Origin of the sequence: Photobacterium sp. TY1-4 (assembly GCF_025398175.1) — a bacterium.
Classification (GTDB): Bacteria; Pseudomonadota; Gammaproteobacteria; order Enterobacterales; family Vibrionaceae; genus Photobacterium.
The window spans coordinates 2,320,738-2,335,680 of the sequence record NZ_CP099734.1; the positions used below are offsets into that span (position 1 = coordinate 2,320,738).

A 14,943-nucleotide genomic window follows, 5' to 3' on the forward strand; every position below is an offset into this window, starting at 1 on the left:
ACCGTGAACCTAATCAACATCAAAGTTTTTTACAATTGCAGCGAATATTGTGCTGAAATGGCGCTTGAAAGTTGAACCAAATCACATATTTCTGTAGCATTCGCGTCTTTCCCATGCTCTTTTTATAACCGAAGCTGATCAAAACTGAATAAAATGTTTGAATTCCCACAATTTTCGCGTCAATCCGTCAAAAATGACGTTCTTTCAGGGCTGACCGTCGCCCTGGCTCTGGTTCCCGAAGCCGTGGCATTTGCCTTCGTTGCGGGTGTCGACCCGATGGTTGGCCTTTATGCGGCCTTCATTGTCGGTCTGGTGACTGCTGTGATCGGGGGTCGTCCGGGCATGATTTCCGGCGCAACCGGTGCCATGGCGGTTGTCATGGTCAGCCTGGTGGCTGAGCACGGGATCCAGTACCTGTTTGCCGCTATTATGCTGGCCGGTGTTTTGCAGATCCTGGCGGGGATCTTCAAACTGGGTAAATTCATTCGCATGGTTCCGCACCCGGTGATGATCGGTTTCGTCAATGGTCTGGCCATTGTGATTTTCCTGGCGCAGCTGGGCCAGTTTAAGATCCCGGATGCCAATGGCGTCTTACAGTGGATGCAAGGCTCCCAGCTGTACATCATGCTGGGTCTGGTCGCCCTGACCATGGCCATTATTCACTTCCTGCCGAAGCTGACCAAAGCAGTTCCGTCTTCACTGGTTGCGATTATCACCGTGACCGCGCTGGTCCACGGCCTGGATCTGGAATCGCGGACCGTGATCGATTTCGTCCGCGGTATGAGCGGCGATGCTTCAGCAACGCTGGCCGGTTCGCTGCCGACCTTCGCCCTGCCAGAAGTCGGCTTCAACATGGAAACACTGCAAATCATCCTGCCTTACTCTGTTGTCCTGGCGGCTGTCGGCCTGATCGAATCCCTGCTGACGCTGACCGTGATTGACGAGATGACCGGTACTCGTGGCCAAGGCAACCGCGAGTGTGTGGGTCAGGGTGTTGCGAACATGACCTGCTCCGTATTCGGTGCCATGGGTGGCTGTGCCATGATCGGCCAGTCGATGATCAACATTAACTCCGGTGGTCGTGGTCGCCTGTCGGGAATCACCGGTGCCGTGGGCCTGCTGCTGTTCATCCTGTTCGGCTCATCGCTGATTGAAATGATCCCACTGGCCGCCCTGGTGGGCGTGATGTTCATGGTGGTGATTGGCACCTTTGAGTGGGCCAGCTTCAAAATGGCGCGCAAAGTGCCTAAGCACGACTTCTTCGCGATTATTCTGGTCACCAGCGTCACCGTTGTTGCGGACCTGGCACTGGCGGTGATCGTCGGGGTGATCTACTCGGCGCTGGTATTTGCCTGGGAACATGCCAAGCATATTTTCGCCACCAGCCATATCAACGAACAGGGTTCAAAGGTATACGAAGTGAATGGTCCGTTGTTCTTCGGCTCCGTCTCGCACTTTATGGCGCTGTTTGATGCCAACAACGACCCGAGTGATGTGATTATTGATTTCGCCAACTCGCGCGTGGCCGACCACTCAGCGATTGAAGCGATTGATACCATTGCCGAGCGTTATGCCAACCAAGGCAAAACCCTGCATATCCGCCACCTGAGCCCGGAATGCCGCTCATTGCTGAAAAAAGCCGGCAACCTGGTGGAAGTGAACGTGATGGAAGATCCAAGCTACAAAGTTGCGACGGATACCCTGGGTTAATTTTCCCCTTCAAAGACTCAACAACGCCCGCACCTGCGGGCGTTGTCATATTCAGCAGTTCGTTCTCAGCAAATCAGCCACGACTCAACCGGGCCAAGAACTGCTCGCTGGCCTCTTCAATCAGATCCAATACAGTCTCAAACCCCTGCGCCCCGCCGTAATAAGGGTCCGGGATTTCCTCAATGTCCGACGATGAATAGCTCATAAACAGCGCCAGTTTTTGCTGATGCTGCGCCGGGCACTGTGCCGCCAAATCCCGCAAGTTTGCATGATCCGCTGCCAGAATATAATCAAAGCGTTCAAAATCATCCGCCACCACCTGCCGTGCCCGAATGCCGCGAAAACTATATCCCCGCGCTTCACCGGCTGCCCGGGAGCGCTCATCCGGTGAATTGCCCTGGTGATACCCAATGGTCCCTGCCGAATCAATCTCCAGTGCGACACCGGCCTGCGCCGCCTTCGCCCGCAGCACCGCTTCTGCGGTTGGTGACCGGCAAATGTTGCCCATGCAAACAATGAGTACCTTCTCGGTTTTATTGACCATCGCCCCTCCTCTTTTTCTCAACGGCATCACGCAGTCGATAACACAACAGACTGCCACTCAGCCACTATACCTGCCCCGGTCGTCGAACTAAATGCTGCTTTGTCCGGTAGCAACGCACGGCCGAACTTTCCGTGTGTTGCCATTGCCTTCCGCGCTGTGCTGGCGCAAAATTCCTGCTCATCCGTTTTTTTGCATACTGGCCGTTTGGCCCGTGCGCTTGCCACTAACAGGGAGTATCGCCACCATGTTCACCATCACCGCGCCAGATACAACGCAACTCGCTCAAGTCCGGGATAAAATCAACCATAAAACCAAACCCCTCGGCGCACTGGGCCAACTGGAGGACATCGCAACGCAACTGGCTATGATCCAGCAATCCGATGAGCTGGTCATCTCCCAACCGCATTTGCTGGTCTTTGCCGGGGATCACGGCATCGCCCAACACGGGGTCAGCATCGCGCCCAGTGAAGTCACCACTCAGATGGTGATGAATTTCCTTGCCGGCGGCGCGGCGATTAACTGTTTCTGCCGCACCAGTGATATGGCGCTCCAGGTGATTGATGCCGGAACAAAATTAGAGCCGGACGACCACCCGCAGCTGATCAAGCAGCGCTTGGGAGCCGGCACTGCGGATTTCTCCCGGCAACCTGCGATGTCCAGGGACACCGTAACCCAGGGGCTGATGTACGGCGCCGAAGCCGTCGCCCGAGTCCATCAGCAAGGATGTAACCTGGTCGGCTTTGGCGAGATGGGTATCGGCAACACCAGCAGTGCCGCCGCGCTGATGGCTGCTCTGCTCCAGCTCCCGGCAGAAGCCTGTGTCGGCCGGGGAACCGGGATCACGGATGCGCAGTATGAACAAAAACTATCGCTGATCCGTCAGGCCCTACTGCAGCACGAGGCGGCATTCGATGATCCACTCAGCATCCTCGCCTGCCTCGGCGGTTTTGAAATCACCCAAATCACCGGCGGCATGTTAAAGGCTGCGGAACTTCAGATGACGGTACTGGTTGACGGTTTCATCGCCACCGCCGCCGCCCTGATCGCCACGGCAATCCAGCCCGAGGCCCGCCATTATTTTCTCTACTGCCACTGCTCCGAAGAGGCCGGGCACCAGCGGATGCTGGAGCATCTCGCCGCCAAGCCCCTGCTGGATCTGGGTCTGCGCCTGGGAGAAGGAACCGGCGCGGCGCTGGCGCTGCCTCTGATCCGCGCGGCCTGTGAGTTTTATAACAACATGGCAAGCTTCAGCGAAGCCGGAGTGAGCGTGTGAGCGAGATCCCCCAGCAGGCAGAAGCAACGCAATCAGCACCTGACGACGCGCAAACGCCCCCGGTCAAACGCCAATGGCAGATTTTTCTGGTCGCACTGGCGTTTTTCACCCGGATTCCGATCCCGGCGAAGACACCTTACTCGTCTGAGCGGCTCAATCAGGCCAATCGCTATTTCGGCGCGGTCGGCATTGTCGTCGGCGGGATTGCGGCGGCGGTCTACCTGGTCGCCCAATGGGCCTTTACGCCACCAATCGCGGTGGGGCTGGCAATCGTCGTAACCTTGCTGCTGACCGGCGCCTTTCACGAAGACGGCCTGGCCGATGTGTTTGACGGGTTTGGCGGCGGCTGGACCCCGGCACAGAAGCTGGACATCATGAAAGACTCGCGGCTCGGGGCCTATGGCGCGGCAGCGCTATTCATGATGCTGGGCCTCAAATGGGCCACCCTGAGCGCCCTGGCCGAAGACCAGCCACTCTACCCTGCGTTGGCATTGCTGGTATTACACCCCCTCAGCCGCATTTGTGCTGCCAGCCTGATTTTCTCCTACCCGTATGTCCGAGCGGACGCACTCAGCAAGGTCAAACCCCTGGCCAACCAGCAAAGCCAACAGGATTTGTGGGTTTTAATTACCACCGGATTGATTATATTACTCCTTTTGCCCCTGTCATCCGCGCTGGCACTCGTTGTCGTCATCGCGCTGGTACGCTGGGGATGCGGTTTATGGTTTCATCGCCAACTCGGCGGTTATACCGGGGACTGCCTTGGTGCGGCCCAGCAAATCTCAGAGCTGGCCGGCTATCTGGTGCTTCTGGCACTGATGTAATCCGAGCGCAACATCACCCGTCACCCCGGTGACGAATCACATTCAACAGACATAGGATCTCCCATGGTTGATCAATCCCAGAAGGACGAACGCTATAAAGCGCGTCAGCGAAAAATTAAAGCGGAAGTCGATGCCCGCGTCGATGCCGCCCAGGAAGAAAAAGGCCTGTTTCTGATCATCACAGGCAATGGTAAAGGGAAATCAACCTCAGGCTTCGGCACCATTGCCCGGGCGGTCGGACACGGCCAGAAATGTGGTGTCGGCCAGTTCATCAAAGGCACCTGGGACTGTGGCGAGCGCAACTTGCTGGAGAAGAACGGCGTTGATTTTGCTGTGATGGCAACCGGGTTTACCTGGGAAACCCAGAACAAAGAAGCGGACACCGCTGCGGCGCAGCAAACCTGGGCTGCCTGCAAACAAATGCTGGCCGATCCGCAGTACGACGTGGTGTTGCTCGATGAACTGACCTATATGGTGACCTACGGCTATGTCGAGCTGGACGAAGTGGCCAATGCAATCGCCAACCGCCCGCCGATGCAATCTGTCGTGGTCACCGGTCGCGGTGCACACCGTACGCTGATCGATATGGCAGATACGGTGTCTGAGGTACGCAGCATTAAGCACGCCTTTGAAAGCGGGATCAAGGCCCGCAAAGGCGTCGACTGGTAATCTCCGCCTGTGCCCGACCCGCTCGGGCACAACGCAACCTGATTCAGAAGCGCTGTGCAACCCGGCGAACCCGACCTATAATGTCGGCAAAAAGTCTTCTGTATTAGGACCCTTCATGCCTTCACATTTGCCCAAAACATTCACGCGTCCGTTTCTCAAGCTCTTCCATATCCTGGAAGCTGTCCTGCTGGTTGCCATCACGCTGGCGACCCTGGCCGCCATTATCAACGAATTCATCCACGTATATACCAACAAGCAGATTTTGCTGACCGATATTCTGTTGATGTTTATCTATCTGGAAGTGCTGGCCATGGTGCAGCAGTTTGTCGCCAACGGCAAAATTCCGGTGCGCTACCCAATCTATATCGCCATTATGGCCATTGCCCGCTATATCACCCTGGGGATGAAAGATCTCGATGGGATCTACGTGGTGTGGCTGGCGCTGGCCGCCTTTATTCTTGCCGCAGCGACCCTGATCATCCGTGTCGGCCACCATTACTGGCCGTACGAAGCAGTTACTGAACCGAACAAACGCCAGCCGGAAGACTGAGCCGTTCACTCGCGTTGCCAAGGCTGGCCAGAAAGCGAGTACAAACTTTCCCCGGAACGGCCTGTATAAACTACACGCACAAACAATACGCATAGACAACACGCATAAAAAATGCCGGCATGCATGGCATGCCGGCATTGAATGCGCCCCAGCTCAATGGCCAGGTCAGCGCGCTCTCTGCTATTTCATGGACACAGCCATCACACAATCACCTGCGCAATGGTGTAGCCAATCGTACAGGCTGAGACCACCCCGATCAGGCCCGGCATCATGAAACTGTGGTTAAAGTACCACTTGCCGATCTTGGTTGTCCCGGTCACATCAAAGTTACAGGTCGCGATATCAGACGGATAGTTCGGGATAAAGAAATAACCGTAGGTTGCCGGCATCAGGCCAATCAGCAGCGCCGGGTTCAGCCCCATCGCCAAGCCAACCGGCAGCATCATCCGCGCCGTTGCCGCCTGACTGTTCACGACCACAGATACGATGAACAGAGCCAGCGCGAAGGTCCACGGATAGTTCTGCACCATTTCCGTGATCCCGGACTTAAACGACGGCATCGCGTACTGAAAGTAAGTATCACTCATCCAGGCAATCCCGAATATCGCGATCGCTGCCACCATCCCGGATTTAAAGACCACCCCTTCCGGTACTTTCTGCACGTTGGTGCGCGTCACCAGCAGGATCAGGCCACCGAACGCCAGCATCATCATCTGAATAATCACCGACATTTTAATCGGTTTGTCATCACCAATGGTACGAATTTCCGGCACCATGGCCACCAGAACAATCGAAGCCAGCGCCAGGATAAACAGCAGCACGGCATGCTTGGCTGAAGCCGGTAGCTTCTCATCCAGAGACGTTGCGGTGGTGTGTTTGATTTTATCTTTCCACAGCGGATCTCTCAGTCGGCGCTGATATTCCAGATCCTCGCTCAGCTCAGCGCCGCGGCGCACACTGTACAGCGACAGCAGCAGAGTACCAATCAGCGTTGATGGCACTGTGACCATCAGGATGGTCAGCAGGTGAATATCATCCTGGATCCCAGTCAGCTGGGCCAGGTAGTAAACCACGGCGGCAGAAATCGGGCTGGCCGTGATGGCCAATTGAGAAGCAACAGACGAAGCGGCCATCGGGCGCTCCGGACGAATGCCGTTTTTCAACGCGACATCACCGATGATCGGCATAATGGAGTACACCGCATGGCCGGTGCCCAGCATAAACGTCATGGTATAGGTGACCAGCGGCCCCAGGAACGTCACTCGCTTCGGATTACTACGTAGAATTCGCTCAGCGACCTGCAACATGTATTTCAGGCCACCGGCGGCCTCCAGGATTGACGCACAAGTCACCACCGCCAGAATAATCAACATCACCGTAATGGGCGGCGATGTCGGCGGCATCCGAAACACAAATACTTCAATTAACAAACCCAGGCCGGATACGACCCCCAAACCAATGCCGCCAAACCGGCTACCGGCGTACAACACGAGAAGCAGGAATAAAAATTCCAGGTACAACATGCTCGCTATCTCCCTATCACAGCGTCAATCCCAGCACGGGATCGCTAAAACTTTGGAGGTAGACTGCCAGTAAATCGGTGGGGTCGCTATTGATGAATGTCAACGAATCGCAGCAAAATACGACTCGATCGGGGAAATGTGAACGAGTGCTGACAAATGACGGGACGCGTAAATATATGTGCTACAAGTTTTACTGCATCATTTTACTTTTCATCTAATAATATGTAACACAGTTAGCAGCAGAAGAAGGCCCACGATCGTGGGCCTGCGGAAAGAAACAGCTAAACGCCACTTTCTTTGGTCGGAAGCGGGCATTCCTTCACGTGGCACAAATCAGCGTTAATATCCTGATTTCCCAGCAAGCGCAGCCACAATGCCGGTAAATGTTTCGGCCGCACATTGGGACTTTCCAACTGCACCGGGTGATCGGCTTGCCAGCCACCATCGGAGGTTTGGTGGGCCAGCACAAATCGGAACGGCAGGTAATCGACAATCCCCAGACGCAGATCCGTCGCCAGCAGTGCATCACCCTCCTGCTCATACTTCACAAACTGGTGGGTAAACTGCTCCAGCACCTGCAAATGTTTCGGTTTATCATCCCACGGCCACTGACCGCGCGATTTGGCAATAAAATCTATCGTCGGATCACGGTCCATCAGCGAGGTCAACCCTTCCCAGTAGGTCTCGCCATCGAGCACAATCACCCGCCACAGCACAGTGTTAACCGGGGTCGGCGTAATGAACACCGGGCGCTCTGCCAACGGCGTATTCGCCAACTGGGTTTCAACCCGGTTTTCAACAATATTCAGGGCAATCACGGACCAGAGCAGATAACAGCCGGAAATCGCCAGGCCGATCCCGCACAACTTCGCCATGTTGCGCCGCCACAGCAGGCTGGCGAGCACCATCAGCACCAATGGCACGGTGTAGAGCGGATCGATGATAAAGATACTGGACACGGCAACGCTGACCGGCAGCGGCCAAAGCAGTTGGGTGCCGTAAGCAGTAAACGCATCCAGCAACGGATGGGTGATCAAACACCCGGCAATCAGCAGCCAAAGACGACTGAATTGCCACCCGCTTCGGCCTGCCCGGAACTTGTACCACAACCCGGCCAGCAACAGTGAAAACGGCAGTAAGACCAGCAGGGAATGGCTGAACCCGCGGTGCTTTACCATATCCGACACCGGATCCCCGTAGCGGATCATTACATCCAAATCCGGGAGCGTGCCTAATGCTGCCCCGGCCAGCAGGACTTTCGGCGAACATTGCCTGCCTGCAACCAATCCTGCTACCGCAGCGCCTAACGCGGCCTGAGTCACTGAATCCAACGTTTTCTCCTTATTCTGTTCAATGTCGCCGGTCTGTCCGTGCAGCACCGACTCACTGGGGCACACCTTACCAAAATTACGACGTCAGCGGGATAAAAGCGTGTAGCTCGGGTCGGCATGAAACCCAAAAGTATGGAACCGGTCGCAGTACACCGGAACTGAATTGGTTACCTTCAATCAGGCAACATCCATTCACGCTGACCAAGGGAAGATGTCCATGCCAAAAAAAGTTTCTGAGTACATGACCCGGAAAGTCATCACGATTGAACCGCAAGCCGGTTTACGTGAAGCCTTTTTTCTGATGCGCGATGAAGCCATTCGCCATTTACCCGTCACTTCAGCCGATGGCGCGCTGATTGGAATTATCAGTGACCGCGAGCTGCGGCGGCCGGGCTGGGTTGATGAGTCCCCGGAAATCGGCCATGAATACCAGCTCACCGACGACCTGCACGTGAGCGATGTGATGATCACCGATGTCATCTCGGTCCATACTTACGAAACGCTGACCAAAGCCGTGGGCATATTGCTTGAGCACAATGTCGGCGCCCTGCCGGTGCTGGACAAAAACGGCGATTTGGTCGGCATGCTGTCCGCCGTGGATCTGTTGCGGGCATTCAAGCACAGCCTCGATGCCCAGAAATATGATAAAAAGAAAAGAGCGGTGGCGTCTTAGTCCAAACCGCACACAATTCAGTACCAATCCGAACACGCAACAAGGCTTGCCACCGGGCAAGCCTTGATTTTGTCGCCCATCGGGTTCGCTACCGGACTCCGTTCAGTTCAGTAGTTGTGGCGCAACCATAGTCGTTTATGTACGTTTGACCGTGTGTACAGGCACCCACCCAATTTCGTCCGTTGATCTCGATACTCGATACCAAGAATTGAGCTCAAAAAGTACTGATAGTTTTTCACCTATAACAGTATTGAACTCCAGATTATCATAATCTTGAAGCATGATACCCGTAGCGCTACCCTCGACATTTTCGATATATTGAATTGGGGCCCAAGCCTGCTCACCCGCATCACTGGTTATAAAAACCCAATTGGGAAACTCATCATCCATTACACCTAGAGCGACTTTATCGCCACGCTTCAAATACAGCGGATTGGGGTATTCAGAGACATGCCTTTCAGTTACAACCACTTCCATATTTTTCTCCAAAGTATAAAACGAATGATAAGGACTCTCCCTCATCAGGCTTTGCCACACTAGGTAAGTCTGAAACCATCATCATCGGAGGCCACTTTGTCAGTATCCACGGAGAGGATTATCAAGGCAAGGTATTGATCTACAAAATAATACCGCAGTCAACAGCCCTCTCGACGTTTGCCAATATCCCACCGGCGATAGTCGGGTTGGGAGCCCGTGGCGCTTTTCAGAATATGTGCCAATGGAACCCGAATTTAGGCGCCAACCCATTGAAGTGAAACACACTGTGGTCACTTCCCGGCTGCGCTCGTCCTGGAGAAAGCCGGGGGCGCAACCGGTAGTGTTCAAAGTTTTGTGTCTTTTCCTACACTTACTGAAAAAGGGAGAGACACATCATGGCTGATAAATACGAAATCGATATCCAGGCCTTTGCTAAGGCACTCCAATCCGGTCAAAATCTCAATGGCAAGGATGGCCTGCTCACGCCGCTGATCAAGCAGATCACTGAAGCTGCTCTGGGGGCAGAGCTGGACGAACACCTGACTAAAGAGACCTCGACCAACCGCAGAAATGGCTCATCTAAAAAGACCGTCAAGACATCTTCTGGTGAGTTTGAGTTGGAAACACCGAGAGACCGAAACGGCTCATTCGAGCCGCAGACGGTCAGGAAATACCAGACCCGCCTGACAGACGAAATGGAAGGTAAGATCCTCTCCCTGTTCGCTCTGGGTAACAGCTATCAGAACATCCGAGAGCATCTCTTAGATCTATACGGCATGCGCATCTCAAATGGCACGATCAACGCCATCACCGACCGCCTAGTGCCTGAACTCAGAGCATGGCAGGAAAGGGATCTGGAGCCGCTTTATCCCTTCGTCTGGTTAGATGCAATTCACTATAAAATCAAGGAGAACGGTCGCTTCATCTCCAAAGCTGTATACACCATTTTGGGCCTGACCGTTGAGGGCAAGAAGGAGCTTCTGGGACTGTATCTGTCTGAAAATGAAGGTGCACATTACTGGCTCAGTGTATTGACCGACTTGCAGAACCGCGGCGTTAAAGACATTCTGATCGCCTCAGTTGATGGCCTGAAAGGCTTCCCTGAAGCAATCGAAACCATTTATCCCGAGACAGAGGTGCAGGTCTGTGTCATTCACCAGATCCGCAACTCCATGAAGTACGTCGCTAGCAAAAACCAGAAGGCCTTTATGGCCGATCTCAAGTGTGTCTACAAGGCTGCAACACAGAATGCTGCGGAGCAGGCGCTGGACGAGCTGGAAGCAAAATGGGGCAAGCAGTACCCGTTAGTCATCAAATCCTGGCGCAGCAAGTGGGACAATCTGTCGGTATACTTCAAGTATCCCGAGCAGATCCGGCGGGCCATCTACACTACCAATGCGGTTGAGGCGGTGCACCGGCAGTTCCGCAAGCTGACTAAAACCAAGGGCGGATTCGCCAACGAAACCAGCTTGCTGAAGCTGCTCTATGCGGGGATGTTGAAGGCCTCCGAAAAGTGGACGCATCCGGTTCAGAACTGGAACCTGACACTATCCCAGTTGAGCATCCACTTCCCGGACAGGGTCGATCAATATGTGGATCTGTGACTTACACTGACACAGAACTATGAACACCCTCGCGCAACCCCCACCGAATCCCAAACGAGCAATTTGCTTAATAAGGCCGTCCGGGCTTGTTCAACACCCGGATAGAAGTGTCGGCTACGCGACACGTATCCTTATTTGTTAGCCCTGTGGTGAAAATATGCTCTTAATATACTTAGAAAACTCTCTAGGTTTCTCTTGTGGCAACATGTGGCTTTCACCACGGATTTCTTTTAGTTCCGCATTGTTTAATAGCTCTGAAGTTTTAACTGTAACCAGCTTAAAAATATCACGGGTTTTTTCGCCATAACCAAGGATAATTGGAGTACTGACTCCTGATATTGAGTCTGTATCTATCGAAGACTTCTCTTGCTGATTAAGCTGATGAACCAAAGTATAACTTTTAGCAAGTTGCAGTTCTTTTGCTTTCTTACTTTGATTTTGAAAGTATCCTTGCTTGTTTCCAGAACCATCAATCAATAACTCTACGGCCTTCTCAAGATTACCATTAGAAAAATGCTCAAAGACTGGGCCGAACATCTTGTCAGCATCAAGCTGCCAAGCACTCAAGTGAGGCTCCTGCAAGCAACCGGGATAACCTGGCTCATAAAGAAAAGCTCTCGATACGGGCAAGTCTTGCTTTGCCAGTGCATTCAGCACCACATCCGCTCCATAAGACCAGCCTACTATATTTACTGATTTATCTCTGGAGAGTTCATTAACTAAATTTGCTAAGTCTACAGCGTGAGTATTTAAACCAAAGCCCCCTACATCAGTTTCATCAAAACAACGTAGAGTAATTGATACTACTTCAAAATAAGACGATAGATACTCTAAATGGTCGTTCCACATTGAGTTATCAGCAAGCGCCCCATGCACCAAAACAAGGTAATCTCCGCTACCTTCTCGTGTAGTTTTCATTATAATTCCCCTTTAAGGGCTAACAGTGTATTAGGCTGCATGCTCGACAACACGCACTCCATCCTGATGCCATTTTAACCACCGTCGTATAAGTATCAAGCAATATCAGACACTTAAGCTATACCATGGTATCTAATAGTAGCTGTACGATTGGTAACAGCGAGCATGCTTGTATAACGAGACCTCATATGCACTCACCAATATAAAATAATACTCTTATTTTCAGTAGTATAAGGTATTAGGCCACCAGCAAAGAGCGTGGTTTTTGTCTCGTTAATACGCGTGATATCGGAAAATTTCGGGAGTTTTTACTTATAACTGTATATAAGCACAGTACTTATCAGGCTAGAGAAATTGCACGTGAATGACTGGGGGAACTTCGCACAACTGAAAAAAGAAAAAGTAAGACAAAATCAGAGGGAACAGACATAGAATCAGCGTTGACTCTAATCAGGAAGGGGCAAAACCAATAAGCGCAACCTGCCAGCTCAAATCAAGGGCAAGAAACTGACAGATTGCATCCAAGTGGTTCAGTAGAGCATTTAGTTAAACAAGCCCAAGCCTTCCAGCAGCTTATCCTTCACTTTCTGGACCTCCTCATCTTTGGCTTTCTCGCCGAGGATTTTCTCCAGTCCGCGGTCGAGTTCTTTCTTGGCTTTCTGCTCCAGCTCGTTGTTGCGCGCGAGTAAGCGCTTCATATCCAGCGACACTTTGGGCTCGGTCCAGTTGCCTTTGATATCAATCGGCACGGTGATATCAGCCACTTCATCGACTTGCTTGCCGCCCTGGCCTTTACTGGTCGCCACCAGCGAAGTATCCAGTCCGAAATCAATGGTTTCTTTCACCAGACTGGTTTCACCCGCACCGTCGACTCGCAGCAGCGGCGAATCAATATCCAGGTTGTTGGTTGACGCAATGCCTTTGCCCAGCTGGATGGTTGCCGTCATTGCCGAGAAGTCGGTTTTCTTGGCTTCATCCTCAAGCTCATCCCGCTTGCCTTTGAGGGTCGCTTTGGCTTTGCGGATCATCGCCGGAATGTTGATGCCATTGATGGCCCCGTCAGCAAAGCTGATATCGACGGTCCCGGCCACGTTCTGACGAATGCGGTTTTCGGCCAGCCCGGTTCCCCCCAGCTTGATCAGAATATCCCCTTTACCCGCCAGCACATCATTGTCGACCAGATCCACCAACAACGGCTGAACCTGAACGCCGGTGATCGTCTTGGTGACGAAGTAACGCGGCAGCTTGCCATTGGCATCGATGGTCGCTTCAGCACGGATATGACCATCATACAGATCAGCATCGAGCTGCTTTAACGTCAGTACGCCTTTGTCGATTTTGACATCCATCAACACGTTGGCCAGCTTGGCATTGGCGGCTTTCAACTTGCCCAGGCTCACGGTACCAGCGACATCCAGGGTTTTCAGCGCGGACAAGTCCGGTTCCTGGTTTTTTGCGGCCTCAGCTTTCGCCGTGTCGCTTGCTGGTGCGTCAGATGGCGTTTCTGATGACGCTCCGTTCGTTGCCGCCGTTTGCGCTTCGGCTTTGGCTTGATCCAGGCCGAGGAATGCATCCAGGTCAATGTTGTCGCTGCTCAGTGCAAACCGAATCTGCGGAATCGCTGCATTCTTGAATGAACCATTACCGGTCAGAGCCAACTCATCAACTGAGGTTTCGAAGCGGCTCAGCGTCGCCAGGCCCTGCTGCACATCATATTGCAGATCGGCATTGAGCTTTACAGCCATTTCCGGACGCGGCAACGTCGCGCCTTGCAACTTAGACGATAACACCAGCCCTTCCAGCATGACATCATTCATCGCCTGGTTGAGCTTGAGTCGGGTCTGGCCTTCGGCATCAAATGCCAGATCCGGCACCGCGCCTTTGGCTGCAAAGGTCAGGGTTGACCAATCACCCGCCTTGAACTGATCCATAGTCAGCGACGCCGATTCAATGTTCATCGCGGCATCTTTTGCTGTTGCTGCGAACTGGACATTTTTCAGCTCGGCATTATCCAGCGTCGGCACGATCAAGAGTTCGGTTTCACCCTGAGCAGTGAACGCCAACTCCCCGTTCTTGCCGGCCACATCAAAGTTCGCCTTTGCCCATTCGCCCGGGGCGAAGCGGCTGAGGGCAAAGTTCAGCGCGCTGACTGAGGTTTCGGTTCCGGCCTGATCATCGCGGATCACGGCGCTGGCATTGACCAACTCCACCCCTTCCAGGCTGATGCTCCATGGCTGGACGGCTTCTTCCGAGGCAACCGGCGCTTCCGTGACCTGCGGCTCTGCTGCCGGGGTCTCAGCCGCTTCCTGCGCAGCCTGACCCAAGCCATCCAGGTTACTGATACCGTCCAGCCGCGTCTGGATGAAGACCCGGCTGTCTTCCAGCCGAACATTGCCGATTTCCAGATGACGGGAGAGCAGCGGCAATACCGAGACCGACAGTTCCGCACTGCTGATCTGGACTAAATTCGGCTCCGCGAAACCGTCCGGGTTACGAAACTCGGTTTTGCCCAACGCCAGACCAATACTGGGGAAGAAACGCCAGCTGAGATCGCCACTAATCACCAGATCCCGTCCGGTGGCTTTCTTCACCTGCTCGGTAATTAAAGGTTTAAACTGATTAGGGTCGACCAGCGCCAGTAAAGCACCGATCCCCACCACAACCACGATGATGATCGCGAAAACGACATACAAAAGTTTTTTCATTCTGTCCTCGTGTTATCCCCACTGACGCGCAATTCGCTCAAAGCTATGATCTATGGATCTTGAGCCATAAGCCATAAGCCATAAGCCATAAGCCATAAGCCATAAGCCATAAGCCATAAGCCAGCCCGATATGAGCTATCTC

13 protein-coding genes are annotated in these 14,943 nt (G+C 53.4%); 7 read left to right on the top strand and 6 right to left on the bottom strand.

What is annotated here, in order from left to right; translation table 11 throughout:
* Positions 1-153: 153 nt before the first annotated feature.
* Positions 154-1,710 carry a SulP family inorganic anion transporter gene (locus NH461_RS10845; RefSeq protein ID WP_261600365.1) on the top strand — a complete coding sequence of 519 codons (1,557 nt, stop codon included), beginning with the start codon at positions 154-156 and terminating at the stop codon, positions 1,708-1,710.
* A gap of 73 nt (positions 1,711-1,783) precedes the next feature.
* On the opposite strand, the gene NH461_RS10850 is transcribed toward NH461_RS10845, so the two are convergent.
* Complete coding sequence (locus tag NH461_RS10850) at positions 1,784-2,254, bottom strand: low molecular weight protein-tyrosine-phosphatase (protein ID WP_261600366.1); 471 nt, start codon at positions 2,252-2,254, stop codon at positions 1,784-1,786.
* 244 nt (positions 2,255-2,498) lie between these two features.
* Here NH461_RS10850 and cobT point away from each other — a divergent pair, with 244 nt between their 5' ends.
* From cobT to NH461_RS10870, 4 genes are all read left to right on the top strand, one after another.
* Positions 2,499-3,527: a nicotinate-nucleotide--dimethylbenzimidazole phosphoribosyltransferase gene (gene cobT, locus NH461_RS10855; protein ID WP_261600367.1), complete on the top strand. Its 1,029-nt coding sequence runs from the start codon at positions 2,499-2,501 to the stop codon at positions 3,525-3,527.
* Positions 3,528-3,532: 5 nt separating this feature from the next.
* A complete protein-coding gene (locus tag NH461_RS10860; protein ID WP_261602887.1) occupies positions 3,533-4,351 on the top strand; it encodes an adenosylcobinamide-GDP ribazoletransferase in 819 nt (272 codons plus the stop codon).
* A 63-nt stretch (positions 4,352-4,414) separates the two neighbouring features.
* Positions 4,415-5,020 carry a cob(I)yrinic acid a,c-diamide adenosyltransferase gene (gene cobO / locus NH461_RS10865; protein WP_261600368.1) on the top strand — a complete coding sequence of 202 codons (606 nt, stop codon included), beginning with the start codon at positions 4,415-4,417 and terminating at the stop codon, positions 5,018-5,020.
* 115 nt (positions 5,021-5,135) lie between these two features.
* Entirely contained in the window at positions 5,136-5,570 is a 435-nt protein-coding gene (locus NH461_RS10870; RefSeq protein ID WP_261600369.1) for a phosphate-starvation-inducible protein PsiE, read from the top strand.
* Positions 5,571-5,770: 200 nt separating this feature from the next.
* On the opposite strand, the gene NH461_RS10875 is transcribed toward NH461_RS10870, so the two are convergent.
* Positions 5,771-7,093 carry an anaerobic C4-dicarboxylate transporter gene (locus tag NH461_RS10875; protein ID WP_261600370.1) on the bottom strand — a complete coding sequence of 441 codons (1,323 nt, stop codon included), beginning with the start codon at positions 7,091-7,093 and terminating at the stop codon, positions 5,771-5,773.
* Positions 7,094-7,374: 281 nt separating this feature from the next.
* Positions 7,375-8,424: a metal-dependent hydrolase gene (locus NH461_RS10880; RefSeq protein WP_261600371.1), complete on the bottom strand. Its 1,050-nt coding sequence runs from the start codon at positions 8,422-8,424 to the stop codon at positions 7,375-7,377.
* 217 nt (positions 8,425-8,641) lie between these two features.
* On the opposite strand from NH461_RS10880, the gene NH461_RS10885 reads away from it, so the two are divergent.
* The gene (locus NH461_RS10885; protein WP_261600372.1) at positions 8,642-9,097 is read left to right on the top strand and encodes an HPP family protein; all 456 of its coding nucleotides are present in this window, start codon (positions 8,642-8,644) and stop codon (positions 9,095-9,097) included.
* A gap of 135 nt (positions 9,098-9,232) precedes the next feature.
* Here NH461_RS10885 and NH461_RS10890 read toward each other — a convergent pair whose 3' ends face one another.
* Entirely contained in the window at positions 9,233-9,574 is a 342-nt protein-coding gene (locus NH461_RS10890) for a hypothetical protein (protein ID WP_261600373.1), read from the bottom strand.
* Between the two features lie 395 nt (positions 9,575-9,969).
* Between NH461_RS10890 and NH461_RS10895 the strand changes: the two genes are divergently transcribed.
* Positions 9,970-11,178: an IS256 family transposase gene (locus NH461_RS10895; RefSeq protein ID WP_261600374.1), complete on the top strand. Its 1,209-nt coding sequence runs from the start codon at positions 9,970-9,972 to the stop codon at positions 11,176-11,178.
* Positions 11,179-11,316: 138 nt separating this feature from the next.
* On the opposite strand, the gene NH461_RS10900 is transcribed toward NH461_RS10895, so the two are convergent.
* Both NH461_RS10900 and NH461_RS10905 read right to left on the bottom strand, forming a co-directional pair.
* On the bottom strand, positions 11,317-12,096 hold the full coding sequence (locus tag NH461_RS10900) for an alpha/beta fold hydrolase (RefSeq protein ID WP_261600375.1): 780 nt from the start codon (positions 12,094-12,096) through the stop codon (positions 11,317-11,319).
* A 542-nt stretch (positions 12,097-12,638) separates the two neighbouring features.
* Entirely contained in the window at positions 12,639-14,801 is a 2,163-nt protein-coding gene (locus NH461_RS10905) for an AsmA family protein (protein ID WP_261600376.1), read from the bottom strand.
* Positions 14,802-14,943: the final 142 nt, after the last annotated feature.